General features: G+C 72.2%; 24 protein-coding genes. 10 read left to right on the top strand and 14 right to left on the bottom strand.

Annotated elements, in window-relative coordinates:
* Window positions 1–148: 148 nt before the first annotated feature.
* A complete protein-coding gene (locus BUE48_RS08560; RefSeq protein WP_286989595.1) occupies window positions 149–988 on the top strand; it encodes a TIGR02452 family protein in 840 nt (279 codons plus the stop codon).
* An 83-nt stretch (window positions 989–1,071) separates the two neighbouring features.
* Here the strand turns inward: BUE48_RS08560 and BUE48_RS08555 are convergent, their stop codons facing one another.
* On the bottom strand, window positions 1,072–1,998 hold the full coding sequence (locus BUE48_RS08555; protein WP_012852078.1) for an LLM class F420-dependent oxidoreductase: 927 nt from the start codon (window positions 1,996–1,998) through the stop codon (window positions 1,072–1,074).
* Between the two features lie 242 nt (window positions 1,999–2,240).
* On the opposite strand from BUE48_RS08555, the gene BUE48_RS08550 reads away from it, so the two are divergent.
* Window positions 2,241–3,029, top strand: a complete 789-nt coding sequence (locus tag BUE48_RS08550; protein ID WP_012852077.1) for a class I SAM-dependent methyltransferase — start codon at window positions 2,241–2,243, stop codon at window positions 3,027–3,029.
* Between the two features lie 7 nt (window positions 3,030–3,036).
* On the opposite strand, the gene BUE48_RS08545 is transcribed toward BUE48_RS08550, so the two are convergent.
* Together BUE48_RS08545 and BUE48_RS08540 are read right to left on the bottom strand one after the other, a co-directional pair.
* Window positions 3,037–3,333 (bottom strand): hypothetical protein, encoded by a 297-nt coding sequence (locus BUE48_RS08545; protein ID WP_012852076.1) that lies wholly within the window; start codon window positions 3,331–3,333, stop codon window positions 3,037–3,039.
* Between the two features lie 169 nt (window positions 3,334–3,502).
* A complete protein-coding gene (locus BUE48_RS08540; protein WP_012852075.1) occupies window positions 3,503–3,928 on the bottom strand; it encodes a helix-turn-helix domain-containing protein in 426 nt (141 codons plus the stop codon).
* A 222-nt stretch (window positions 3,929–4,150) separates the two neighbouring features.
* Here BUE48_RS08540 and BUE48_RS08535 point away from each other — a divergent pair, with 222 nt between their 5' ends.
* On the top strand, window positions 4,151–4,450 hold the full coding sequence (locus BUE48_RS08535; RefSeq protein ID WP_286989594.1) for a hypothetical protein: 300 nt from the start codon (window positions 4,151–4,153) through the stop codon (window positions 4,448–4,450).
* Between the two features lie 13 nt (window positions 4,451–4,463).
* Here BUE48_RS08535 and BUE48_RS08530 read toward each other — a convergent pair whose 3' ends face one another.
* Together BUE48_RS08530 and BUE48_RS08525 are read right to left on the bottom strand one after the other, a co-directional pair.
* Window positions 4,464–5,813, bottom strand: a complete 1,350-nt coding sequence (locus BUE48_RS08530; RefSeq protein ID WP_286989593.1) for a class I SAM-dependent RNA methyltransferase — start codon at window positions 5,811–5,813, stop codon at window positions 4,464–4,466.
* On the bottom strand, window positions 5,806–7,857 hold the full coding sequence (locus BUE48_RS08525; RefSeq protein ID WP_286989592.1) for an APC family permease: 2,052 nt from the start codon (window positions 7,855–7,857) through the stop codon (window positions 5,806–5,808). Before BUE48_RS08525 ends, BUE48_RS08530 begins: the two co-directional genes overlap by 8 nt.
* A gap of 170 nt (window positions 7,858–8,027) precedes the next feature.
* Here BUE48_RS08525 and BUE48_RS08520 point away from each other — a divergent pair, with 170 nt between their 5' ends.
* Together BUE48_RS08520 and BUE48_RS08515 are read left to right on the top strand one after the other, a co-directional pair.
* Window positions 8,028–8,696, top strand: coding sequence for a potassium channel family protein (locus BUE48_RS08520; RefSeq protein WP_012852071.1), 669 nt, complete (start codon window positions 8,028–8,030; stop codon window positions 8,694–8,696).
* Entirely contained in the window at window positions 8,693–9,352 is a 660-nt protein-coding gene (locus tag BUE48_RS08515) for a potassium channel family protein (RefSeq protein WP_012852070.1), read from the top strand. Before BUE48_RS08520 ends, BUE48_RS08515 begins: the two co-directional genes overlap by 4 nt.
* A gap of 37 nt (window positions 9,353–9,389) precedes the next feature.
* Here BUE48_RS08515 and BUE48_RS08510 read toward each other — a convergent pair whose 3' ends face one another.
* Genes BUE48_RS08510 through BUE48_RS08495 form a run of 4 tightly spaced genes read right to left on the bottom strand, consistent with a single transcriptional unit; the run spans window position 9,390 to window position 12,552 of the window.
* Complete coding sequence (locus BUE48_RS08510) at window positions 9,390–10,079, bottom strand: potassium channel family protein (protein WP_217265460.1); 690 nt, start codon at window positions 10,077–10,079, stop codon at window positions 9,390–9,392.
* Window positions 10,045–11,394: a TrkH family potassium uptake protein gene (locus BUE48_RS08505; protein ID WP_012852068.1), complete on the bottom strand. Its 1,350-nt coding sequence runs from the start codon at window positions 11,392–11,394 to the stop codon at window positions 10,045–10,047. Before BUE48_RS08505 ends, BUE48_RS08510 begins: the two co-directional genes overlap by 35 nt.
* A gap of 55 nt (window positions 11,395–11,449) precedes the next feature.
* Window positions 11,450–12,133 carry a DUF3159 domain-containing protein gene (locus BUE48_RS08500; protein WP_012852067.1) on the bottom strand — a complete coding sequence of 228 codons (684 nt, stop codon included), beginning with the start codon at window positions 12,131–12,133 and terminating at the stop codon, window positions 11,450–11,452.
* Complete coding sequence (locus tag BUE48_RS08495) at window positions 12,130–12,552, bottom strand: OB-fold nucleic acid binding domain-containing protein (RefSeq protein WP_012852066.1); 423 nt, start codon at window positions 12,550–12,552, stop codon at window positions 12,130–12,132. Before BUE48_RS08495 ends, BUE48_RS08500 begins: the two co-directional genes overlap by 4 nt.
* Window positions 12,553–12,740: 188 nt before the next feature.
* Here BUE48_RS08495 and BUE48_RS08490 point away from each other — a divergent pair, with 188 nt between their 5' ends.
* A complete protein-coding gene (locus tag BUE48_RS08490; protein ID WP_012852065.1) occupies window positions 12,741–13,202 on the top strand; it encodes a CBS domain-containing protein in 462 nt (153 codons plus the stop codon).
* 67 nt (window positions 13,203–13,269) lie between these two features.
* On the opposite strand, the gene BUE48_RS08485 is transcribed toward BUE48_RS08490, so the two are convergent.
* A complete protein-coding gene (locus BUE48_RS08485) occupies window positions 13,270–14,106 on the bottom strand; it encodes a DUF3710 domain-containing protein (protein ID WP_012852064.1) in 837 nt (278 codons plus the stop codon).
* A 55-nt stretch (window positions 14,107–14,161) separates the two neighbouring features.
* Window positions 14,162–14,674 carry a dUTP diphosphatase gene (gene dut, locus BUE48_RS08480; protein WP_012852063.1) on the bottom strand — a complete coding sequence of 171 codons (513 nt, stop codon included), beginning with the start codon at window positions 14,672–14,674 and terminating at the stop codon, window positions 14,162–14,164.
* 266 nt (window positions 14,675–14,940) lie between these two features.
* On the opposite strand from dut, the gene BUE48_RS08475 reads away from it, so the two are divergent.
* Window positions 14,941–15,201, top strand: coding sequence for a DUF6412 domain-containing protein (locus tag BUE48_RS08475; RefSeq protein ID WP_012852062.1), 261 nt, complete (start codon window positions 14,941–14,943; stop codon window positions 15,199–15,201).
* Between the two features lie 49 nt (window positions 15,202–15,250).
* Window positions 15,251–15,958 carry a membrane protein insertase YidC gene (yidC, locus tag BUE48_RS08470; protein ID WP_286989591.1) on the top strand — a complete coding sequence of 236 codons (708 nt, stop codon included), beginning with the start codon at window positions 15,251–15,253 and terminating at the stop codon, window positions 15,956–15,958.
* 557 nt (window positions 15,959–16,515) lie between these two features.
* On the opposite strand, the gene valS is transcribed toward yidC, so the two are convergent.
* Window positions 16,516–19,056 carry a valine--tRNA ligase gene (gene valS, locus BUE48_RS08465; protein WP_286989590.1) on the bottom strand — a complete coding sequence of 847 codons (2,541 nt, stop codon included), beginning with the start codon at window positions 19,054–19,056 and terminating at the stop codon, window positions 16,516–16,518.
* A gap of 104 nt (window positions 19,057–19,160) precedes the next feature.
* Between valS and BUE48_RS08460 the strand changes: the two genes are divergently transcribed.
* The gene (locus tag BUE48_RS08460; protein ID WP_012852059.1) at window positions 19,161–19,451 is read left to right on the top strand and encodes a DUF4235 domain-containing protein; all 291 of its coding nucleotides are present in this window, start codon (window positions 19,161–19,163) and stop codon (window positions 19,449–19,451) included.
* A gap of 99 nt (window positions 19,452–19,550) precedes the next feature.
* On the top strand, window positions 19,551–20,135 hold the full coding sequence (locus tag BUE48_RS08455; protein ID WP_012852058.1) for a maleylpyruvate isomerase family mycothiol-dependent enzyme: 585 nt from the start codon (window positions 19,551–19,553) through the stop codon (window positions 20,133–20,135).
* On the opposite strand, the gene BUE48_RS08450 is transcribed toward BUE48_RS08455, so the two are convergent.
* Window positions 20,130–20,948 (bottom strand): hypothetical protein, encoded by an 819-nt coding sequence (locus BUE48_RS08450; RefSeq protein WP_012852057.1) that lies wholly within the window; start codon window positions 20,946–20,948, stop codon window positions 20,130–20,132. The two genes, BUE48_RS08455 and BUE48_RS08450, sit on opposite strands and share 6 nt — an antisense overlap.
* A 12-nt stretch (window positions 20,949–20,960) precedes the next feature.
* Window positions 20,961–21,257, bottom strand: a complete 297-nt coding sequence (locus BUE48_RS08445; RefSeq protein ID WP_012852056.1) for a DUF4193 domain-containing protein — start codon at window positions 21,255–21,257, stop codon at window positions 20,961–20,963.
* Window positions 21,258–21,602: the final 345 nt, after the last annotated feature.

The raw sequence follows: 21,602 nt of genomic DNA, 5'->3' as shown, positions 1-21,602 counted from the left end.
AGCCATTTTCACGGCCCCGTTCCGGCGGGTCCCGGCGGTGTCCGGAACCGGCCGGGGGCCTCGTGACAGCCTGGCCGCCCCGGAGGCGGGCGGCGCCGTAAATTCCGGTGGCCTGCGGGTAGCGGCGGCGATCACAATCGGTCCCGACATGAACAGACATTCACGCCGGGCGATCGCCGCCGAGACCGTCGAGATCCTCGAACGCGGCCGCTACACCGCCCCCTCCGGGCGGGTCGTGCCGATCGCCGATCACGTGGCGCAGACCGTCCGGGGCACCCGGCTGTACCGGCCGGAGGAGCTGGCGGTGCTGCTGGAGGGGCTCGGCGCCGCTTCCGACGGCGCGCCGACCCGTATCGAGGTGACCGAGGAGACCACGCTCGCCGCCGCGCGCCGGCTGACCGGAGCGGCCGGCGACCAGGTGGCCTGCCTGAACTTCGCCTCGGCCGAGCACCCCGGCGGCGGTTTCCTCAGCGGCGCGCACGCCCAGGAGGAAGGGCTGGCCAGGTCGTCGGGCCTGTACGCCTCGCTGCGCGCCGTGCCGCAGTTCTACGCCTTCCACCACAGGCAGCGCGACCCGCTCTACAGCGACCACCTGATCTACTCGCCGGGGGTTCCGGTCTTCCGCGACGACGCCGGGCGTCTGCTGGAGGAGCCGTACCGGGTGGCGTTCCTCACCTCGCCCGCGCCCAACCGCCGCGCGATCGGCGACCTGCGGACGGTGGAGGAGATCGGGCGGGTGCTGCGCGGGCGGGCCGCCAAGGTGCTGGCCGCGGCCCGCCACCACGGCCACCGGCGGCTGGTGCTGGGCGCCTGGGGCTGCGGGGTGTTCGGCAACGACCCGGCCCAGGTCGCCGAGACGTTCGCCGGCCTGCTGCTGGACGGCGGCCCGTTCGCCGGCCGCTTCGCGCACGTGGTCTTCGCGGTCTGGGACACCGCCCCGGGCGCGCCCCGCCACGCGGCCTTCGCCCGCAGGTTCGGCTCCCTTTAGGGGAGTGGGCCGCAGGCCGTCGCTTCGCCCGCCGCGGGGACGGCCCCGGGACCGTCCCCGCGGCGCACCGCCGACCGTGCGGCTTACAGCTTGGCGAGCACCTCGCCGGCCAGCAGCTCCAGGTGGTCCAGGTCGGACAGGTCCAGCACCTGCAGGTAGACGCACTCGGTGCCGAACTCGGCGAAGCGGCCGAGCTTGTCGAGCACCTCGCCGGGGGTGCCGGCCAGGCCGTTCTCGCGCAGCTCATCGACCTCGCGGCCGATGGCCTGGGCGCGCCGGGCGACCTCGGCCTCGTTCCGGCCGCAGCAGATCACCTGGGCCGCCGAGTACACCATCGGCTCGGTGCGGCCGGCCTGCTCGCAGGCCGCGCGGACCCGCTCGAAGGCCTGCCGGGTCTCCTCCGGCCGGTTGAACGGCACGTTGTACTCGTGGGCGAAGCGCGCCGCCAGGCGGGGGGTGCGCTTGGCGCCGACCCCGCCGATGAGCACCGGCGGGCCGCCGGGCTGGACGGGCTTGGGCAGCGCCGGAGAGTCCACCAGCCGGTAGTGGGCGCCCTCGAAGGAGTAGGTCTGCCCAGGCGGGGTGCGCCACAGCCCGGTGATGATCTCCAGCTGCTCCTCCAGCCGTTCGAACCGCTCGCGCAGGCTGGGGAAGGGGATGCCGTAGGCGGTGTGCTCGGCGGTGTACCAGCCGGTGCCGATGCCGAACTCGACCCGGCCGCCGCTCATCTGGTCCACCTGCGCCACCGAGATCGCCAGCGGCCCGGGGTGGCGGAAGGTGGCGGCGGTCATCAGCGTGCCGAGCCGGATGCGGCTGGTTTCGCGGGCCAACGCGGCCAGGGTGATCCAGGCGTCGGTGGGTCCGGGCTCTCCGGACACATCGCCCATCTTCAGGTAGTGGTCGGAGCGGAAGAAGGCGTCGAAGCCCAGATCCTCGGCCGCCTTGGCGACCCGCAGCAGCGTGTCGTAGCTGGCCCCCTGCTGGGGCTCGGTGAAGATCCGCAGTCGCATCCGTCCATATTGCTGCGAAAGAGCGGCTGCTGAAAAACGCACCGGCGGACGCCGGTACGCCCTTCCCTTTACCGTGCCCAGACGGGCGCCGAGACCGGGCGGCGGGCGGGTTCCCGGGAGGCGGCGGGGCGGCGGGACGGTCCGTGGCCGCCGGCGCCGAGACCAAAGTTATTTACATGTGGTAGCCATTTGATTACCTAATGCGGTGCGAGGTGGGAGTGGGCCGGTCTTCACTTTGGCCTATGACGACTCGCAACCGCGCCCGCCTGTCCTACAAGCTCCGCTACGCCGCTTCCAACCCCCGGCTGGTCCTCCCCTATGCGCGCCGCCTGGCCCGTGACACGTGGCTGCGCCTGCGCACCAGGGATCATGTGAGCTACTACCGGGCGGTGATGCGTTCCGACACCGCCCGCAACCCCGACGGCGCGGTCGGCACCCCCACCCATGAGCGGTGGCTGGCGCTGGGGCAGATGCAGTTCGACTACCTGGCCGACCACGGGCTGCGCCCGCAGGATCGGATGCTGGAGATCGGCTGCGGCAATCTGCGGGCCGGCTGGCGCTTCATTCAGTACCTGGAGACCGGCAACTACTACGGGGTCGACATCTCCCCCGACATCCTGTTCTCCGCCCAGGACACCATCATCCGCTACGAGCTGCAGCACAAGCTTCCGCACCTGACCCCGGTGCAGGACCTGCGGCTGGACTTCCTGCCGTCGGGTCACTTCACGGTGATCCACGCCCACAGCGTGTTCTCCCACAGCCCGATCGAGGTGATCGACGAGTGCCTGGCCCATGTCGGCCGGCTGCTGGCGCCCGGCGGTTTCTTCGACTTCACCTACAACGAGACCGAGGGCGAAGAGCACCACGTGCTGCGGGAGGACTTCTACTACCGCAGGCAGACGCTGATCGACCTCGCCGAGTCCTACGGGCTGGTGGCCCGGCCGATGGACGACTGGCGCAAGACCGGCCACAAGCAGTCCAAGATCCGCATCACGCTTCCCGCGGGCGGCGAGGCCGAGCCGCGGGGGTAGGCGGCCGTCAGTCGGCTCCCGGCCGCTCCTCGGTCAGCCCGCCCGCCAGCCGGGCGGCGCGGTGCAGCAGCCTGGCCTGCGTCTCCAGCTGGTCGATGATCCGGCGCTGCTGGTCGCGGATGTCGTGCAGCACCAGCGCGACGCCCACCGCGAACGAAACGAGCGCGCCGGCCAGCGCGGCCGCCAGCGCGATGGGGACGGCATCGGCCCCGCCCGCCGCCGCGGCCGCCCCGCCCGCAACCGCGGCGACCAGGGAAACTCCCGCCAGGTGACGGCGCCGCGGCAACGATCCGGTGGAGCGCATGCGGGCACCTCCTTTGCGGACGAGGGCGTTGACGAGCGGCGATACTGAAAGTCCTCCTCCTTGTCAAAGACTGTAACTATCAGTCAGATCCGGCAACGTTCCGTTGTGCAAACTCTGACCTGCGGGTTAGCCGCGCATGACCCGGAGTGACGGCGGATCGTCAAGGCGGTCACTCGGAACGGCCCGGGGGAGGGTCGGAGGGGGGCCTGCCGGCCTCCCCGTAGAGAGCGCGCAGAAAGGCCAGCGCCATCCGGCGGCGCTCGCCGGAGTCGGCCCGCAGGTCGGCGAAGTAGGCCTCCAGCTCCCGCAACTCGCGCACGACGGTGTCCAGATCGGGCTCGGCCGCCTCCTCCGGGATCACCGAGGGCTCCTGTCCCTCGCCGATCCGCACCAGGTCGCCGGGACGCCAGCGCAGCGCGGCCTCGATCGCCCCCCGGGTGCGCGCCTGCGGCCAGCGGCCACCGGACTCCAGGTTGTAGATCGTCTTCACGGTCACTCCGGCGCGCTCGGCGAGCTGCTCTTGCGTCAGTCCGAGCGAGCCGCGCCGGGCGACCACGTACTTGGCGACGCGTTCCCGATCAACCTGCCCAGCCATGTGATCAGCATGCCGGAACAAGTCAGGAACATCTAGTAAATGAGCTTGAAAGCTTTTCTTCCCCTCCGGTGCGTTCCCACCGGTCTCCCCGTCCTCATCAACCCCAGAGGGATCGACGAAGATTTCTGGTTATTTCTGGTTAAGTTGGCAATACTTACCGGTAACCGACGGTCAAGCCCTCCTTCCCGGGACCGTCGGCATGCGGGACGACAGGGGGTCACCATGAACGGACAAGCCGTCGAACTGGCGATATCCGAACTGCGCCGCGGCCTCGAAGTGGGCATGGCCAACGTCGAGGGGCAGCTCGCACTGCTGCAGCACCTGCACGACCACCAGGCCCGCCGGGTGGACGAGCACGCCAGGCTGCTGAATGAGCTCAACGAACGGCTCAGCGCGGCCGAACGCGACCAGGTCACCCGAGCCCAGCTGGACGCCCGGTTCCGCCATACGATCGCCCTGCTGAGCCTGCTGGTGACCGCCGCCTCGGTGGTGGTGACCGCCGCCATGGCCCTGGTGGACTGACCGGGCCTTCGGATCAACCGGGAACCAAGGTCGCCAACAGCTCCACGTGGTGGGTCATGGGGAAGGCGTCGAAGGCGCGCAGCGACTGCAGCCGCCACCCGCGCTCCCCGAAGTAGGCCAGGTCGCGGGCCAGCGTGGCGGTGTCGCAGGAGACATAGGCGATCTTGCGTCCGGCCAGTTCGGCGATGCGCTCCACCACCCGGCGGCCGGCCCCGATGCGCGGCGGGTCCAGCACCACCACATCGGCCCGCACCCCCTCCTCGCGGGCGCCGCCGGGGCGGGAGCGGCCGAACTCCAGCTCGGCGATGACCTCCTCGACCCGGCCCCGCTCGATCGAGACATGCGGCAAATCCCGCAGGTTGAACCGGGCGTCCCGGACCGCCTGGGGGTCGGCCTCGACCCCGACCACCAGGCCCTCGGGCCCCACCCGCTCGCCCAGCACCCCGGCGAACAGCCCCACCCCGCAGTACAGATCCAGCGCGATCTCGCCCGGCCGGGGTTCCAGCGCGGCCAGCACCGCGTCGGCCAGCGTCTGGGCCGCCCCCGGGTGGACCTGCCAGAACCCGCTGCCGCTGACCTGCCACAGCCTTCCCGCCGCCACCTCCCGCACATACGGGACGCGGCCGCCCGGCGTCTGGCGGCCGCGCAGCAGCCGCACCGGGACGTCCAGCCGGGGCACCTTCGCCGAGTGCCGGCCGCCGCGGGAGCGGGCCGCCCGCTCGCGCAGCGCCACCACCCGGTCGCCGGTGCCGGCCGACACGACGCCCTCCACGCCCGCCGCGCCCGGCCAGCGTTTGCGCTCGATGCCGATCGCCTCCACCCCGGGGTGGGCGATCAGGCACTCGTCGATCGGCTCGATCTGGTGGGAGCGGTGCCGGCGCAGCCCCACCACCCCGTCGTCGCGGACGGCGAACTGCACGCGCGTCCGCCAGCCCAGGCCGTCTCCGCGCCCGGCCGCGCCGTCCCGGCCTGTGTGCGGGTCGGGGACCTCTTCGACCACCACGGCGCGCTCGATCCCGGCCAGGCGGGCCAGCTGCTCGGAGATCACCTCGGCCTTGAGCCGGCGCTGGGCGGGCAGCGCCACGTGCTGCCAGTCGCAGCCGCCGCAGCGGCCGGGACCGGCGAACGGGCAGGGCGGGTCCACCCGGTCCGGGGAGGCCCGCAGGATCTCCACCGCATCGGCGCGCAGGAACTTGCGGGTGCGCTCGGTCACCTTGGCCTTGACCCGCTCCCCGGGCAGGGTGTGCCGGACGAACACCACCCGTCCCTCGTGGCGGGCCACGCACCAGCCGCCGTTGGCCACCGCCTCGATGTCGAGTTCGAGAACGTCCGGGACCGCAGAGTCGAGGCGGAGATCAGTCACGTCCCGACACGATACCGCCACCGGCGCGGGTGCGATCCGCCTCCGGGGTTCCCGCGTACGGGCGGCGCACCCCGCCGGAGGCGGCCCGCTCGCGGCGTTTGCGCAGCCGGTCGGAGGAGGCCAGCTGCCAGGGCACGCTGGTGACCATCACCCCGGGCACGAACAGCAGCCGGGTCTTCATGCGCAGCGCGCTCTGGTTGTGCAGCAGGTTCTCCCACCAGTGGCCGACCACGTACTCGGGCACGAACACCGTCACCACATCGCGGGGACTGCGCCGCCGCACCTTGCGCACGTAATCCAGCACCGGCCGGGTGACCTCCCGGTAGGGGGAGTCCAGGATCTTCAGCGGCACCGGCAGGTCCAGCGCCTCCCACTCCTCGCGCAGCCTGGCGACCTCGGCCGGATCGACCGCCACGGTGACCGCCTCCAGGGTGGAGGGGCGGGTGGCCCGCGCATAGGCCAGCGCCCGCAGCGTCGGCTTGTGCAGCTTGGACACCAGCACGATGGCGTGGTTGCGGGCCGGCAGCGCCACGTCCTCCCCGGTGGGCGCCAGCTCCCGGGCCACCGTGTCGTAGTGCCGCCGGATGCCCTTCATCAGCGCGAACAGCGCCGGTATGGCGATGCACACGATCCAGGCGCCGTGGGTGAACTTGGTGATCAGCACGATCACCAGCACGACGCCGGTGACCGTGCCGCCCACGGCGTTGATCATCCGGCTGCGGTGCATGCGGGCGCGCTCGCGCAGGTCGGTCTCGGTGCGCAGCAGCCGGTTCCAGTGCCGGACCATGCCGATCTGGCCGAGGGTGAAGGAGACGAACACCCCGACGATGTAAAGCTGGATCAGCTTGGTCACCTCGGCCCGGAAGGCGTAGACCAGCAGCGCGGCCATCGCGGCCAGGGTGAGGATGCCGTTGCTGAAGGCCAGCCGGTCGCCGCGGGTGTGCAGCTGGCGGGGCATGTAGCCGTCGCGGGCCAGGATCGACCCCAGCACGGGGAAGCCGTTGTAGGCGGTGTTGGCCGCCAGGAACAGGATCAGCGCGGTGACGACGGCGATGTACAGGAACGGCACCGAGCCGTGGCCGAACACCGCCGCGGCGACCTGAGCGAGGACCGGCTCCTGGACGTAGTCCTCCCCCACCGGGCGGCCGTCGCGCAGCAGGTCCTCGGCGGGATGCTCGGCCACCCGCACCTGCGAGGCCAGCGCCAGCGCGATCACCCCGCCGAACATGGTGATCGCGATCAGCCCCATCATCAGCAGCGTGGTGGCGGCGTTGCGGCTCTTGGGCTTGCGGAAGGCCGGCACGCCGTTGCTGATGGCCTCCACCCCGGTCAGTGCCGCACAGCCGGAGGAGAAGGCCCGCAGCAGCAAAAACAGCATCGCAAGGCCGGCCAGCTCGGTCTGCTCGGCCCTGATCTCCAGATCGGCGGTGGGGGCGCGCAGCTCGTCCCCGGCGACCTGCAGCCGGAACAGCCCGACGGCGATCATCCCCAGCACGCCAGCCACGAAGGCGTAGGTGGGCAGGGCGAACAGGGTGCCGGCCTCGCGGACCCCGCGCAGGTTCATCACGGTGAGCAGGGCGATGATGATCAGCGCCGCGGCGACCTTGTGCTCGGTGATGAAGGGGAAGGCCGAGCCGACGTTCTCCACCCCGGAGGAGACCGACACCGCCACCGTCAGCACGTAGTCCACCAGCAGCGCGCTGGCCACCGTCAGCCCCGCGGTGGAGCCCAGATTGGTCTTGGCGACCTCATAGTCGCCGCCGCCGCTGGGATAGGCGCGCACGTTCTGCCGGTAGGAGGCGACGACCACGGCCATCAGCGCCGCGATGGCCAGCGCGACCCAGGGGCCGTAGGCGTAAAAGGACGCGCCCGCCAGCGCCAGCATCATCAGCAGTTCCTGCGGCGCGTAGGCCACCGAGGACAGCGGGTCGCTGGCGAAGATCGGCAACGCGATGCGTTTGGGGAGCAGTTCCTCGCGCAGCTGCGCACTGCGCAGCGCCCGTCCCACCAGGACCCGCTTGACCAGGTCCGGAACCTTCGACACGAGTGCAGAGTCTAGTCCCTGGCGAGCGCCGCCCGGTCGGCCCGCCGGCGCGGCGCCGTTGGCTGCCGGGCGGCGGGGCGGGGTATGACTGTGTGCGCCTGATGTGTAGGTTTCAACCCGTCGGGATCGGCGAAGAAGTGTGATCTTGACGGTGCCGGGAGAGGACGGCCGTGCATATCGTGATCATGGGGTGCGGGCGGGTCGGCTCGACGCTCGCTCACATCCTGGAGGACAAGGGCCATTCGGTGGCGATCATCGACCAGAGCCCGGAGGCGTTCCGCCGGCTGCGCGGCGGGTTCCGGGGCCGCCGGGTGACCGGGGTCGGGTTCGACCGGGACGTCCTGCAGGAGGCCGGCATCGAGCACGCCTCCGCGTTCGTGGCCGTCAGCAGCGGCGACAACTCCAACATCATCTCCGCGCGGGTGGCCCGGGAGACCTTCGGCGTGGAGAACGTGGTGGCGCGCATCTACGACCCCCGGCGGGCCGAGGTCTACCAGCGGCTGGGCATCCCCACGGTGGCGACCGTGCGGTGGACCGCCGACCAGATCCTGCGGCGGCTGCTGCCGGACGGGGCGATGCCGCTGTGGCGCGACCCCAACGGCGAGGTCATCTTGGCCGAGCTGGGCATCGACCCCTCCTGGGTGGGCACCAAGGTGACCACTTTCGAGGAGGCGGTGCGCACCCGGGTGGCCTTCCTGTCCCGCATGGGGGAGTCGATCGTGCCGGACGCCGAGACGGTGATCCAGGACGGCGACATCGTGCACGTGATGGCACGGTCCGATGACCTCGAACGGCTCAGCAAGGCGGCGGCACGGCGTCCGGAAGGAGACTTCAGATGAGGGTGGCGATCGCCGGAGCGGGGGCGGTGGGCCGCTCGATCGCCCAGGAGCTGCTGGCCAACGGCCACGAGGTGCTGCTGATCGACAAGGACCCCAAGGCCATCAAGGTGGAGATGGTGCCGCGCGCCGAGTGGCTGCTGGCCGACGCCTGCGAGATCGCCTCGCTGGACGACGCGGCGCTGGAGCGCTGCCAGGTGGTGGTGGCCTCCTCCGGGGACGACAAGGTCAATCTGGTGGTGTCGCTGCTGGCCAAGACCGAGTACGGGGTGCCCCGGGTGGTGGCCCGCATCAACCACCCCAAGAACGAGTGGCTGTTCAACGAGTCGTGGGGGGTGGATGTGGCGGTGTCCACCCCGCGGCTGCTGTCGGCCCTGGTGGAGGAGGCGGTCAGCGTCGGGGACCTGGTCCGCCTGATGACCTTCCGGCAGGGGGAGGCCAACTTGGTGGAGCTGACGCTGCCGGAGGACGCCCCGCTGGGCGGCCGCCGGGTCGGCTCGGTGACCTGGCCGCGCGACACCGCGCTGGTGGCGATCCTGCGGGAGGGCCGGGTGCTGGTGCCGGCGCCCGACGACACCCTGGAGCCGGGCGATGAACTGCTGTTCGTGGCCGGGCAGGACGTGGAGGACGAGCTGGCCGAGCTGCTGTCGTCCCGCTGAGGGCCCCGGCCGCCGCAGGCGGGCGGCCGGGGCCGGCTCACACCAGTTCTGAAAAGCGCTCCACCTTGGCGATGGGCCCGGCGACGATGATCACATCGCCGTACTGCAGCACGGTGTCGGGCGTGGCGTAGGTGAACTCCTCCCCTTCGCTCTTGACCGACACCACGGTCACCCCGTACTTGCGGCGCAGCCCGGTCTCCCCCAGCGGCCGGCCCACCAGCTCCCGGGGCGGGCGGGTCTTGACCAGCGCGAAGTTCTCGTCCACCGCCACATAGTCGAGCATCCGGCCGCTGACCATGTGGGCCACGCGCTCGCCCATGTCGTGCTCGGGCAGCACCACATGGGTGGCGCCGATGCGCTCCAGGATCCGGCCGTGCTGGCGGCTGATGGCCTTGGCCCAGATGTCCTCGACCTCCAGCTCCACCAGCAGCGAGGTGGTCAGGATGCTGGCCTCGATGTCGCTGCCGATGGCCACCACGGCCCGGTAGAACTCCGGCACCCCCAGCTGCCGCAGCGCCTCGATGTCGGTGGAGTCGGCGGTGGCGATCTGGGTGATCTGCCCGGCCAGCGCCTGCACCACCTTGGGCCGGTTGTCGATGGCCAGCACCTCGGTGCCCAGCCGGACCAGTTCCAGCGCCAGCGAGCTGCCGAACCGGCCCAGCCCGATCACCACCACGGGATCGTTTCCTCTGTCAGCCAACGATGGGTCGCTCCTCTGGAAGTTCATAGCGCCGGGTGCGTTCGCGCAGCGCCAGCGCCGAGAAGACGGTCAGCGGGCCGACCCGGCCCACGAACATCAGCGCCACCAGCAGCAGCTGCCCGCCCGGCGGCAGGTGGGGGGTGATGCCGGTGCTCAGGCCCACCGTGCCGAACGCCGAGACCACCTCCAGCAGCACCCGGTCCAGCGCATAGGGCACCAGGGACAGCAGGACGAAGGTGCCCAGTGCGACCAGTCCCACGCTCAGCAGCGCGATGGTCAGCGCCTGCCGCTGCACCGGGCCGGCCAGCCGGCGGTGCCCGACGTTGACCCGGTCCTCCCCGCGCAGCTCGGCCCACATCACAAAGGCCAGCAGCCCGAAGGTGGTGACCTTGATGCCGCCGCCGGTGCCGGCGCTGCCGGCGCCGATGAACATCAGGATGTCGGTGGCCAGCCAGCTCTCCGGGCGCATCTGGGAGATGTCGATGGCGTTCAGCCCGCCGGAGCGGGGCATCACGGCGGTGAAGAAGCCCGCCAGGAACTTGGTCTGGTCGGGCAGCGGCCCCAGGGTGCGGGGGTTGTGCCATTCGACGATCGTGAACAGCAGCGTGCCGCCGGCCAGCAGCGCCGCGCTCACCCCGAGGGTGATGCGGGTCAGCACCGTCCAGGTCTTGGGCCGCCGCCAGGCGCGGACCAGCTCGAACACCACCGGAAAACCCAGCCCGCCCAGCACCACCGCCAGCGCCACCGGCAGCAGCACCCAAGGGTCGGCGACGAAGCGCATCATGCTGTCCGGCCACAGCGCCAGCCCGCCGTTGTTGAACGCCGAGACGGCGTGGAAGATCCCGAGATAGGCGGCCCGGGCGGCCGGCTCGTCGTAGGCGAGGGCCAGCCGCAGCCCCAGCACCGCGGCCACCACGGCCTCCGAGCACAGGCTGAACAGCACGATGTTGCGCACCACCCGGCGCAGGCCGGTGCCCTGCAGGGCCTTGGTCTCCGCCTGCGCCAGCATCCGGGCGCGCAGTCCCAGCCGCCCGGAGACCAGCAGGGCGAACAACGTCGCCAGCGTCATGATGCCCAGCCCGCCGGCCTGCATCAGCACCAAGATCACCACCTGGCCGAACGGCGACCAGTGGGAGGCGGTGTCCACGGTGGCCAGCCCGGTGATGCACACCGCCGTGGTGGCGGTGAACAGGGCGGTCAGCGCGCCGGTGGACTCCCCCGGCGCGGTGGCCACCGGCAGGGCCAGCAGCGTGGTGCCCACCGCGATGGCGGCGGCGAAGGCCACCGCGACGATCTGCGCGGGGTGCTGGAAGCGGGCCAGCAGCCTGGCGGCAGGCGACATGCGTCGCCACGGGTGCGGTTTCATGGGTTGTGCGGGTCGGGGGCGGGCCGAGGGGTCAGGTGGCGGGAGAGCCCTGCAGGGGGGTGCGGCCCCGCGCCAGCACCCAGACCATGGCGGCCAGCGCGGCGACCTGCAGCGGCCAGCCCATGAAGATCTTGGTGGCGCCCAGCCAGCCGACCTGCCCGGCCAGGTACAGCGGGTACTGCACCGCCACCCGCACCAGGCACGGCACGACCAGGATCCAGGTCAGCCGCGAGCACAGTTTCACGATGCCCGGGTCGGACCGCCAGGCGGTGGGGTCCCCGGTGACCGAGCCGATGATGAAGCCCACCACCGGCCAGCGCACCAGCACCGAGAAGATCATGCCGACCGCGTAGGCGGCGTTGTAGAGGATGCCGGGCAGGAAGGCGTCCTCGGCCCGGCCCGAACGCAGCGCGAAGAACGCCGCGATGCCGATGCCCACCAGGCTGTTGAGCACGAACTGGGGCGTGGAGCGCTGTGCCAGCCGCACCAGCAGCAGCAGCACCGCCGAGGCCACCCCGGCGATGACGGCGGTCCGCACCTGGTGGGTGAGCACGTAGGTGACGGTGAAGGCGATGGTGGGGACGGCGGCCTCGAGCATGCCCCGCACGCCGCCCAGCGCCTTGGCCAGCTGGGCGCGCACCGCGGCCTCGACCGTGTCGTAGGTGACCGGGCGCTCTCCGCCCGGCCCGGCGGGTTTGGCCTCGGTCTCGCTCACGCGTCCCCCCGCAGCTCATAGCGAGGGTTGAACATGGTCTTGCGGCCGTCCTGGGTGCTGACCAGTCCCTCGGCCCGCAGCCGGCGGCCGGGCTCGATTCCGGCGATCTTACGGCGGCCCAGCCAGACCAGGCTGATCACGTCGGTTCCGTCATACAGCTCGGCCTCCAGTGCCGGGGCTCCGCCTCGCGGTCGCAAAGTCACGGTCCGTAGCGTACCGGCCACACGGACCCGGGTGCGCTCGGCGCATTCGGCGATGGGGGTGGCGCCTTCCTGGCCGGTGCCGGCCCGCAGCTCCTCGGCCTCCAGTTCGTCCCGGTCCGCGGTCAGGCGGCGCAGGAACCTGCGCAGTCCCCGCCCCCGGGAAGGGGGTGGTGCACCGTCCGTTCCCACGGCCGTCCCTGCCTGCACCTTGTCCATGGATCACAGGCTAGAGCACCACAAGAGCGGGCGAACCGGTGCATCTGAGGGAATCCGAGGTGAGCCGGCGGCGGATCGGAGGTAGGTCAGGAATGAGCCGCCTGCGACCCGTCCGCCGGCCTCAAACGGCCGGGACGGATCGGGTCGCCGCATCGTCACGGCCCGAGCACAGGAAGTAGCGTCGAGGAATGCTCGCACGTGAACTGGCCAGACCCTATCCCCACATCGATCCCGACAGCGAGGCCCTGAGCGTGGCCCGGCTGGTGATCGAACAGCGGCTGCCGGGGCTGATCGTCCTGGACGACCTGCAGCACCCGCTGGCGATCCTGCCCACCTCCCAGATCCTGTGGTTCGCGATCCCGCCTTACGTCCGGGAGGACCCGGCGCTGGCACGGGTGTACTCCGAGCGGCAGGCCGACCGGATGTGCGAGCGGATGCGCGGCCGCAGCCTGCGGGACCTGCTGCCGCCGGAGCCGCGGCGGCCGCCGATGGTGACCGGCGACGCCAACGTCCTGGAGGTCGCGACGCTGATGGCCCAGGCGCACAGCCCGCTGGTGGCCGTGGTGGAGTCCAAGAACGGCCCCAGGCCGCCGATGATCGGCGTGATCTCGGTGGCCGACCTGCTGGGGCGGCTGCTGCCGGCGTGCTGAGCCCGCCCGGCCCCGCAAGGCGCCGCCTCCCCGCCATGGCCGGGGCCACGACGGGGACGCGGGCCTTTCAGCGGACCTCGGTGATCTCCGGGCCGCGCTCGAAGGGGTTGAAGGTGTCGTCGGCCTGCTCGGGCTGCTGGGACTGCTCGGCCGCGGCCTGGGCGGCCTCGGTGAACTCCTTGGGCAGCGTCAGCGGCAGCAGCTCGCGCGGCGGCATCGGCTGCTCGCCCCGGATCACCACGATGTTGCGGAAGACGTCCTCGAGGACCTGCCACTGCTCCTCGTCCTCGATGGCGGCGCCCTGCACCACGCCCCGCAGGAACCAGCGCGGGCCGTCCACCCCGATGAAGCGGATCGGCTGCCAGGCGTAGCCCTGCTCGATCACTTCCTGGGGGATCTGCTCGCGCACCTCCGGCGGCATCTCGTTGAGCATCTCCTCGGTGAGCTGGGCGGGGACCATCGCCCACAGCTCGGTGCCGAAGGGACCGTCGCGTTCCTCCACCTGCCCGCCGGCCTGCTCGGTGATCTCCGTGGCGGTCTCCCGGCGCAGGTCGTCCCAGATGCCGCTGCGCTTGGGCGCGGCGAACGCCTGAACCTGCAGGATGCTCTCGGCGTGCTGCACCAGCACCGACACCGGCCGCCCGTTGACGGGGTTGCCCTCGGCGTCCACCTCGGTGGCCTCGAAGTTCACCTGGAAGCCCAGGCCGGGGCCGACCGGGACCAGCAGGGAGCCGAAGTCCAGCCGCTCCAGCTCCGGGTAGGAGTCGCCGGCGTCCCAGGGGCCGGTGGCTTCGTCCGCCCCACCGGCGGGGGCGTCGCCCGTCTCGACGGCGTCCGCCTGCTCGCCGGCCGATCCGAGGTTCCTGTCGGGTGCCTCGTTGCGGCGACGACGTCGAATAGGCACGACTCACGCTCCTTCTTCACTGTGCTCGATCTGACCGCTGCGTAGCGCGCTCAGCCTAGTTGTGCCCCGCCTCCGGTGACGCCGCCGGCAGTCCACCGGTGGAGCCGAAGCCGTTGTCGCCGCGTACCGATCCGGGGAGCGCGGAGACCTCGTGGAAGACCGCTCGCTCGACCCGTTGGACGACCAGCTGGGCGATCCGGTCACCGCGCCGCAGCCGGACCGGACGGCGGAGGTCGGTGTTCAGCAATGTCACCTTGATCTCGCCGCGGTATCCGGCATCGACCGTACCGGGCGCATTGACGATCGTGACCCCAAACTTAGCGCCCAAACCGGATCGCGGGTGAACAAAGGCGGCGTATCCGTCCGGCAGTGCGATGGCGATCCCGGTGGGCACCACCGCCCGCTCCCCGGGGGCCAGTTCCACATCGATCGCGGCGTACAGATCGGCCCCCGCATCGCCCGGGTGGGCGTAGGAGGGCAGCGGCAGCCCGTCGTCGAGCCGCCGGATCAGCACGGGGACGTCCCCGGGTCGGTGTTGGACTCTGTGGTCGGTCAAGGGCTCATCCATGGTCACGGGTCAGGGCGCCGCCCGGGACACATGGCCGCGGCGCGGCCACATGACCATACCGAGCACCGCGTCCGCCGGGGGTGCAAGCACACCGCGGAAGCGGCGGCGGGGCGACACGCTTCATAGAGGGCAACCCTATCCGGATGGGCAGGCCCACGGCCCCGTATGAAAACCGGTGTGAAAGAAGGCGGCGAGTGGGAACTCGCACACACCGCCGTGCGTCCATCCCGGCGGACCCCCTGGGAGCGGGGTTGCGGGGAGAGGGCATGTCCGTGATCGCCGTGCTGCTGCAGCTGCCGGCGCTGCTCGAGCCGTCCGCCGGGCAGGCGCCGCTGCTGGCGCTGGCCGCGCTGACGGTCGCCGCCCTGCTGGCCGTGGCGGTCACCGCCGGTGCCGGGCGCTTCGGCCCGCCGCCGGCCGCCCGGGCGCACACCGCGCTGCGCGCCCGCAGCGCCCGCACCGCCTTCCTGAGGCTGCGCGATCCGGCCGCGCCCGGCCGTCCCCTGCCCAGAGCACCGTCGGCGTGACCTTGAAAGACCGAGGTCCCGACGTCCCCGTTGCTCTGGAAGGTTTTCGATGCCGATTTTCGATGCGGTTCTCTCTCATGCCCACGACCTGGTCTGGACGCTGACGCAGGCGCTGGCGCCGCTGGTGCCCGGCGGTGCCGCCGCGGCGGCGATCGTGGTGTTCACCATGGCGGTGCGGCTGTCGCTGCTGCCGCTGAGCATCCGGGCGGCGCGCGGTGCGCGTGCCAGGGCCCGGCTGGCGCCGCAGATCGCCGGGCTTCGGCGGCGGTATGCCCACGATCCGGTGCGGTTGCAGCGGGAGCTGGCGGCGCTGCACCGGGCCGAGGGGGTCTCCCCGGCCGCCGGCTGCCTGCCGTCGCTGGCGCAGGCGCCGTTCTTCTTCCTGATGTACCGGCTGTTCACCGCGGCGGCCGTGGGCGGGCGGGAGAACCTGTTGCTGGCCCAGAGCCTGCTGGGCGCGCCGCTCGGCCAGAACTTCGCCGGCGTGGTGGTGAGCGCGCCCTTCAGCGGGCCGGCGCTGGCCTTCTACGCCCTGCTGGCGCTGCTGGCACTGGTCGCCTGGGTGTCGTCCCGCCGGCTGGCCGCCGCGCTGCCGAAGGGGCAACCCGGCGGCGGCCTGCTGCGGCTGCTGCCCTTCGGCTCCGTGGCGGCGGCGCTGTTCCTCCCCCTGGCGGCCGGGATCTATCTGCTGGCGACGACGGCGTGGTCGGCCGCCGAGCGGGCCGTGCTGCACCGGCCGCTTCCGGCCGCCTCCTGAGGCGCCGGACGACGATCGCTCGGCGCCCTTGATGGGCCGTGGACGCTTTGGACCCGATGAAACCGAACTAGATTCGGTCATCGTGTCCGGCGCCGGAGCCCCCCCGCCCTGCACCGACGCCCCCCGGGGGGAGAACCCGCGACGGGCATCGACGAGTACGGACGCCGGGCGCCTGCCTGGCTGGAAGAGGCCACCCTGCCCGAACACCCGGGCTGGAGGACCCCACGGCGTTCACGGCCCGGCTCCACGACGCCGCTCACTCCGGCACCACCCGGCCCAAGGAGTACGGCGGACAGGGCCTATCGGCCGCCGAGGAACGGGACTCCCAGCAGGCCGCCAAGGACGGCCTGCCGCTGCACGGCGGCATCGGTTTCACCTGCGAGCACGACGCGTACCTGTGCTGCAAGCGGGCCAAGACCGACGGGCTGCCGCTGGGCTCGCCCCGGCACCACCGTGCCCGCCTGGCCGAACGCCTGGGCCTGCCGGTCTGCGAAGCCTTCGGCCCCGGCCTGAGCAGGCCGGGGCCGAAGGCCTATCGCGCATGCCGCAGCAGTCCGCTACGAGACCGCGGCGGCCAGCGTGACCGCCACGGTGAGCTCCTCGGCGGCGGCCGTCTCGTCCAGCTCCAGCTCCGCGACGTTGCCGGCGGCGCGCAGGTCCTCGGCGGCGGCGCGCACCGTCGCGGTGCCCGGCCCGCGCACCACGGCCCGCGCCACCTCGGCCCGCATGGAGACCTTGGCCTGCGACTTGGCCTTGCGGACCTGCCGCAGCGCCTCGGCCGTCACCTCCAGCAGCGCCGGGTCGCCGCCCGCGGGCAGCTCGGCGGCCTCGGGCCAGGACGCCAGGTGCACCGACCCGTCCCGCCACCAGGACCAGACCTCCTCGGTCACGAACGGCAGGATCGGCGCGAACAGCCGCAGCAGCACCGACAGCGCGGTGCGCAGCGCCGCCCGGGCCGAGTCGGCCCCGGCGCCCTCCCCGTAGGCGCGCTGCTTGACCAGCTCCAGGTAGTCGTCGCAGAAGTACCAGAAGAACCGCTCGGTGCGCTCCAGCGCCCGGGCGTGGTCATAGCCGTCGAACGCCTCGGTGGCCTCGGCGACCACCTCCCGCAGGGCGGCCAGCATGGACAGGTCCACCGGCTCGGTGATCGCCGCGTCCGGCGCCACCTCGCCCAGCCCGAGCACGAACCGGGAGGCGTTGAGGATCTTGGTGGCCAGCCGGCGGCCCACCTTGATCTGCTTGACCTCGAAAGCGGTGTCGGTGCCGGGCCGGGCGCTGGCCGCCCAGTAGCGGACCGCGTCGCTGCCGTGCTCGACCAGCAGCCCCATCGGGGTGATCACGTTCCCCTTGGACTTGGACATCTTCTTGCGGTCGGGGTCGAGGATCCACCCCGACAGCGCGGCGTTGCGCCACGGCAGCGAGTCGTGCTCCAGGTGGGAGCGCAGCACCGTGGAGAACAGCCAGGTGCGGATGATGTCGTGCCCCTGGGGCCGCAGGTCGTAGGGGAAGACCCGGGCGAACAGGTCCGGGTCGCTCTCCCAGCCGCCGGCGACCTGCGGCGTCAGCGAGGAGGTGGCCCAGGTGTCCATGACGTCCGGGTCGCCGATGAAGCCGTCGGGCTTGCCGCGCTGGTCCTCGCTGTAGCCGGGCGGCACATCGGAGGAGGGGTCGATGGGCAGCATCTCCTCCGGCGGCACGATCGGCCGGTCGTAGCGCGGCTCGCCGTCGGAGTCCAGCGGGTACCACACCGGGAAGGGCACGCCGAAGAACCGCTGGCGGGAGATCAGCCAGTCGCCGTTCAGGCCCTCCACCCAGTTCTCGTAGCGGGCCCGCATGTAGGGCGGGTGCCAGGACAGCTCGCGCCCGCGCGCCAGCAACTGCTCGCGCAGCGCCGCGTCCCGGCCGCCGTTGCGGATGTACCACTGGCGGGTGGTGACGATCTCCAGGGGCTTGGAGCCCTTCTCGTAGTACTTGACCGGGCGGACGATGGGGCGCGGCTCGCCGTCCAGGTCACCGGACTCGCGCAGCAACTGCACCATCCGTTCGCGGGCCGAGTGCACGGTCTTGCCGGCCAGCTCGGCGTACGGCCCGGCGGGCACCCCGGGCGGCGCCTCGGCGACCAGCCGGCCGTCCCGGCCGATGACCGCCCGGGTGGGCAGGTTCAGCTCCCGCCACCAGGTCACGTCGGTGACGTCACCGAAGGTGCAGATCATCGCGATGCCGGTGCCCTTGTCCGGCTCGGCCAGCCGGTGGGCGAGCACGGGGACCTCCACCCCGAACACCGGGGTGCGCACGGTGCGCCCGAACAGGTCCCGGTACCGCTCGTCGTCGGGGTGGGCCACCAGCGCCACGCACGCCGGCAGCAGTTCCGGGCGGGTGGTGTCGATGAGCACCACGCGGTCGTCGGCGTGGAAGCGCAGCCGGTGGAAGGCGCCGGGGGTGTCGCGGTCCTCCAGCTCGGCCTGGGCCACGGCGGTGTGGAAGGTGACGTCCCACAGCGTGGGCGCCTCGGCCAGGTAGGCCTCCCCGCGCGCCAGATTGCGCAGGAACGCCCGCTGCGCGACCGCCCGCGCCCGGTCGCCGATCGTGGTGTACAGCAGGTTCCAGTCGACCGACAGGCCGATCCGGCGCCACAGATCCTCGAAGGCTTTCTCGTCGATGGCGGTCAGCCGCTCGCACAGCTCGATGAAGTTGCGGCGGCTGATGGGGACCTGCTTTTTGGGGTCGGGCTCGGCGGGCGGTTCGAAGTCGGGGTCGTACGGCAGCGACGGGTCGCAGCGGACGCCGAAGTAGTTCTGCACCCGCCGCTCGGTGGGCAGGCCGTTGTCGTCCCAGCCCATCGGGTAGAACACCGCGCGGCCCCGCATCCGCTGGTAGCGGGCGATGGTGTCGGTGTGGGTGTAGGAGAACACGTGGCCGACGTGCAGGGAGCCGCTGACCGTGGGCGGCGGGGTGTCGATCGCGAAGATCTCCTCCCGTGGCCGGGTGCGGTCAAAGCGGTAGGTGCCGTCGTCCTCCCAGCGACGTACCCACTTGTCCTCCAAGCCGTCCAGAGTGGGCTTTTCGGGGACTGTCGGGGTACGTGGCTGTCGGTTCATGGGCCCAATGCTATTGGGGTGCCACGCCGTCCCGTGCCGAATTCAGGGGGCCGTGCTCGGATAGCCTCACTGCGTTCGGCCGCAGAGCGGAGGAGATGACGACGATGGCAGACAAGGGCGACCTCGGCTGGCGGGCCGTGGCCGGTGCCGCGGCCTTCGTGGGCGGGTTCGTGGCCCGCAAGGCGCTCACGTACGCCTGGAAGAAGGCCACCGGCAAGGAGCCGCCGACCAACCCCGAATCCCCTCAGGTGGCCCTGTCGGAGGCGCTGGGGTGGGCCGTGGTCACGGGCGTCGGCATGGAGGTGACCCGGCTGCTGGTCACCCGGGCGGCGGCGCGCCAGTACGCCAAGGCCAACGGCCGCCTGCCGGCGTCCTTCGGCATGAACGACGCCTGACGCGGTCCGCGCCGCAAGGCGCGGCGGGCCTAATTGGATGGACTGTCCAGCACTGCCGGTATCGTGGTCGGTCCCGCGATCAGGAAGGGACCGGCCACGATGCGTTTCGCCCTCGTCGACGAACTGCGCGCCGAGCGCTTCCGGTTCATCGAGACGTTGGAGGGGCTGTCGGACGAGGAGTTCGACTCCGGCACCACCTTGTGCGCCGGATGGGCGCCGCGGGACGTGCTCGGCCACGTCATCGGCTTCGACTACCTGCTGGGCTCGTACCTGCCGTACGGCACGCGCATCCACGCCGCCAACCAGGCGCAGGCCGAGCGAGCGCGGATGATGTCGCGCCGCCGGCTGATGGAGTGGGCGCGGCACTGGGCCGCCAACCCGAGCCTGACCGCCCGGCTCGCCCTGCCGCTGGCCCTGGGCGATCTGGGGGTCCACCACCAGGACGTGCTGCGCGGGCTGGGGCTGCGCAGGCAGGTGCCGGACGCGGTCGCCACCGCGATCTTCCGGGAGGGGATGCAGCTGAGTCTGTGGATGAACCGCCGGGTGCTCACCCACCGGCTGGTGCCCACCGACGGTCACCGCCCGGTGGGGCGGGGACGGCAGGTGCGGGGTACCCGGGAGGCCATAGGAATGTGGCTCGCCGGCCGGGACAGTGTGGCCAAGGAGCTGGAGTTCAGTTCATAGCCGCACGGCGAGAGGGACGCCCGTCTGCCGGCGCAGGTCCGCGCGGATCGTCTCGGCCAGGCGTTTGGTGGCGGCCCGGTTGAGCGCGGCGCCCGCGGCGGCGCCGGCCAGCAGCGGCCCCATGGTGGTCATGGTCCGGCCGAAGGTGCGCACCAGCCGTTTGCGCAGCGCGGCCTTGGCGGCCGTGCCGAGCGCGTCGGCCAGTGACCCGCCCTTCAGCGGGTCGATCCCGCGCCGCCGGGCCCAGGAGGTCAGGTAGGCGCCGGCCCGGGCGGTGGGCGATCCGTGCAGCTGCACCCCGTAGACGGCGTGCAGCTCGGCGATCAGCTTGACCTCGATCGCCGCGATCACCAGCGTCTCGGCGGCCAGCTGGACGGGCGCGGTCAGCAGCAGCGGCGGCGCGGTGAACTGCACGGCCGCCAGCGCCCCGCCGGCGGCCCCCACCGCGGTGGTGGCGGCCATCGCCGTCCGCACCAGGCTGTCGGCCAGGGGTTCGCCGGTGAGGTGGCCGTGGTGGGCGCTGAGCGTGGCGGCGTCGCGCACCGGCAGGTGCGGGGCGATCTCCGTCAGCAGCTCGGCCAGCCAGCGCCCGCCGCGCAGCCCGGCCGCCCCGGTGCGGCGGGCCCGTTCGGCCAGCAGTCCCACCAGCCGGGCCAGCAGCGAGCGACGGGACTCGGCGTCGAGATCGTCGGCGCCGGTCAGCCTGCCGACCAGTGCGGCGATCTCGGTGTCCCGCCCGCCGTCCTGCGACGCCGGGACACCGAGATCACCCCGGCGGTCCTGTGCTCGGTCGTCGACGCCGTCACCGGACACCGCGGCCCCCGATCAGGCCGCGCACTCGCGGCAGACCGGCTGGCCCTTGCGTTCCTCGGCGAGCTGGCTGCGGTGGTGCACCAGGAAGCAGCGCGAGCAGGTGAACTCGTCGGCCTGGCGCGGCACCACCCGGAAGGTCAGCTCCTCGTTGGACAGGTCGGCGCCGGGCAGCTCGGCCACCTCACCGGCGTCCAGGTCCTCGTCGATGATGCTGGCGGCCTTGTCGGCCCGCCGGGCCTGCAGCTCCTGCAGGCTGTCCTCGCCGAGGTCGTCGTCGGTCTTGCGTGGGCTGTCGTAGTCGGTTGCCATCTTCTATCTCCATCCCCCTCGGTCATTCTTTGCGCCCCGTCGCGCGGGTCTAACGCTCGGGAGGCCGCAGTTGTGCCCGATCCGGGCGGGAAATTCTGTCACGGGTGGTGACCTCCGGCACGCAAGGCGCGACGATCACCATTGGTGACACCGGTCACCGCCATCGCCCCACCCAGATGTGCCGTATGCCACATTCCGGCGCTCCCCGCGAGGCCGGGCCGTCCGGCGGAGCCGTCGTGGGAACGCCGGCGCCAGGCCCACCCGGACGGTTTCACCGAAGGACGCCACACCCGTGCGAGCCGCCGCCGGCGCCCTGCGGCGGCGGGATCATATCGGTACGGCGGG

It is taken from the genome of Thermomonospora sp. CIF 1 (assembly GCF_001896795.1).
Classification (GTDB): Bacteria; Actinomycetota; Actinomycetes; order Streptosporangiales; family Streptosporangiaceae; genus Thermomonospora; species Thermomonospora curvata.
The sequence above is the reverse complement of the archived record's forward strand: the minus strand, read 5'-3'. Positions and strand labels throughout refer to the sequence as shown.

What these genes read in the sequence shown, in the direction of transcription:
- BUE48_RS08560 (WP_286989595.1), top strand. Translation starts at nt 149, where the DNA reads ATGAACAGACATTCACGCCGGGCGATCGCCGCCGAGACCGTCGAGATC.
- BUE48_RS08555 (WP_012852078.1), bottom strand. Translation starts at nt 1,998, where the DNA reads ATGCGACTGCGGATCTTCACCGAGCCCCAGCAGGGGGCCAGCTACGAC.
- BUE48_RS08550 (WP_012852077.1), top strand. Translation starts at nt 2,241, where the DNA reads ATGACGACTCGCAACCGCGCCCGCCTGTCCTACAAGCTCCGCTACGCC.
- BUE48_RS08545 (WP_012852076.1), bottom strand. Translation starts at nt 3,333, where the DNA reads ATGCGCTCCACCGGATCGTTGCCGCGGCGCCGTCACCTGGCGGGAGTT.
- BUE48_RS08540 (WP_012852075.1), bottom strand. Translation starts at nt 3,928, where the DNA reads ATGGCTGGGCAGGTTGATCGGGAACGCGTCGCCAAGTACGTGGTCGCC.
- BUE48_RS08535 (WP_286989594.1), top strand. Translation starts at nt 4,151, where the DNA reads ATGAACGGACAAGCCGTCGAACTGGCGATATCCGAACTGCGCCGCGGC.
- BUE48_RS08515 (WP_012852070.1), top strand. Translation starts at nt 8,693, where the DNA reads ATGAGGGTGGCGATCGCCGGAGCGGGGGCGGTGGGCCGCTCGATCGCC.
- BUE48_RS08510 (WP_217265460.1), bottom strand. Translation starts at nt 10,079, where the DNA reads ATGAACTTCCAGAGGAGCGACCCATCGTTGGCTGACAGAGGAAACGAT.
- BUE48_RS08505 (WP_012852068.1), bottom strand. Translation starts at nt 11,394, where the DNA reads ATGTCGCCTGCCGCCAGGCTGCTGGCCCGCTTCCAGCACCCCGCGCAG.
- BUE48_RS08495 (WP_012852066.1), bottom strand. Translation starts at nt 12,552, where the DNA reads ATGGACAAGGTGCAGGCAGGGACGGCCGTGGGAACGGACGGTGCACCA.
- BUE48_RS08490 (WP_012852065.1), top strand. Translation starts at nt 12,741, where the DNA reads ATGCTCGCACGTGAACTGGCCAGACCCTATCCCCACATCGATCCCGAC.
- dut (WP_012852063.1), bottom strand. Translation starts at nt 14,674, where the DNA reads ATGGATGAGCCCTTGACCGACCACAGAGTCCAACACCGACCCGGGGAC.
- BUE48_RS08475 (WP_012852062.1), top strand. Translation starts at nt 14,941, where the DNA reads ATGTCCGTGATCGCCGTGCTGCTGCAGCTGCCGGCGCTGCTCGAGCCG.
- yidC (WP_286989591.1), top strand. Translation starts at nt 15,251, where the DNA reads ATGCCGATTTTCGATGCGGTTCTCTCTCATGCCCACGACCTGGTCTGG.
- valS (WP_286989590.1), bottom strand. Translation starts at nt 19,056, where the DNA reads ATGAACCGACAGCCACGTACCCCGACAGTCCCCGAAAAGCCCACTCTG.
- BUE48_RS08460 (WP_012852059.1), top strand. Translation starts at nt 19,161, where the DNA reads ATGGCAGACAAGGGCGACCTCGGCTGGCGGGCCGTGGCCGGTGCCGCG.
- BUE48_RS08455 (WP_012852058.1), top strand. Translation starts at nt 19,551, where the DNA reads ATGCGTTTCGCCCTCGTCGACGAACTGCGCGCCGAGCGCTTCCGGTTC.
- BUE48_RS08445 (WP_012852056.1), bottom strand. Translation starts at nt 21,257, where the DNA reads ATGGCAACCGACTACGACAGCCCACGCAAGACCGACGACGACCTCGGC.